We start from the raw sequence: 1,626 nt of genomic DNA on the forward strand, positions 1-1,626 counted from the left end.
ATGCCCATCTCCCAATTTAGGTTTTTCACCAATAGCAGCGCCATCCCTTATATCAATAATCTGATTATTCAAAGCTGTGAAAGCACTATTTACGCCAGCAAAGGCATCTGCAACATTATTATATTTTTTCTCACTCTCATTACCATCCTTATCAAAGACTTTAACTGTAAAAGTAGGAGCACTCCAGTTCCCATCTTTATAGCTAGCACCACCGCCAAAAGACTTCGCAACCCCAGCGCCCAATTTATAAAGCTGGGAACCAGTGATTGCGTGATTCGATGTTGCGCTAACCAAACCATCACGAACACCAGTAATAAACCGCGCCTCATGAGAATTATTTGCAACGTCTACTATATAACCCCTTTTGTTCGCACCAATGGTAATAAGCCCTGCTGCATCTTGCTTAACAATCATATCAGACAAGATTTTATCAATTTTATTATTAATTTCTCTCTGATATATCCCCCAAACATTTCCCCAACCCGCAAACGCATTATCAATGGCTGTTCCAACCTCAAACTTAATAGTTTTTCCTATATTAAGTTTAAAATTGCTGAATTCATTCTTTACACCTCTGAATGCACTATTTACCCCTACAAACGCAGATCCAACATCTCTATACACGTTACCGTCAATTACATAGGTTGGCGCAACACTTTTAAGTATATTTGCACCACCACCAAAATACTCCGCTACATTACCCCACTTATCACAAGCAGAAACAGGAGAAGCATTTGATAAAAAGACAGCTACTGACACTAATGAAAGCGTTTTAATAAAAGGTAATCGATAAGACGAGCAAGAATTTTTTAAATTACTCACTGCTAGCGTGTGTGGTGTGGTATATATTTTTTTCATAATAAATCCTCTAAGTAAGAAAAAGATATTAAAAACATTAAAAAGACATATTCCGGTGCTATTAGGCTCCAGAGATCGTTTTTTCTTGTTTTATAAAAGATTAGGGTTGTCATAATGCGGAAGAGGACTATCTAAGATCTCAATGAGATAGAAGTCGACGTTGATCGATAGTCCAATTAATAGGGTTTTTGTTTATCCCCCTTTAAGGAGGGGTGTTTTCTTTTAGCAGAGCTTTTAAATTTAAAGGTGAAGAAAGGTGAACGAAGTATAGAAAAAACATGTTTGCGTACTATTATTTAGGTGTTGTGTGTTTAAGAGGCAATAAAGGATGTTTATTGCGGAAGGGAGTTAAGTTGTTTGATGAGTGACTTAGAGCGTTTTTTGTAGGGTTGTGCTTTTGTTGTGAGAATAAGCGAGGTACCCTCGAGCTTTGGATTTATATCTCTCAAAGTTTTTTGAAATAAAATGATAGTGATAGTGTGATTTTTTCATGATTTACTGCACCCCGCTTTGCAAAAAGATTCTTAGTATCTTTTAACCAACTTTTCACATTCTTACAGACTATTTAAAAAATAGCAAGAAAAAAATGATTTAAATTATTTTTTATTAATGTGTCTTTCTGATTTATGAAATAATTCTAAAATTCATAGCCTCATTGTCTGCACTTTAGGTTTTTATAAAAGTGCTAGTGCATTGTTATGCTTCAAATATCCCTATTTTGATCAAAGTGAGTCTTATTTAATTATTCCGGCTGCTGCATACAAAGAT

At 35.2% G+C, this 1,626-nt stretch carries 1 pseudogene; it reads right to left on the reverse strand.

Annotation, left to right across the window (positions count from 1 at the left end):
- Positions 1 to 858: pseudogene (locus tag ACFINZ_RS08930) on the reverse strand (hypothetical protein); the annotation flags it as partial.
- Positions 859 to 1,626: the final 768 nt, after the last annotated feature.

It is taken from the genome of Bartonella sp. AA81SXKL (assembly GCF_042196945.1).
In the GTDB taxonomy this organism is placed as follows: Bacteria; Pseudomonadota; Alphaproteobacteria; order Rhizobiales; family Rhizobiaceae; genus Bartonella.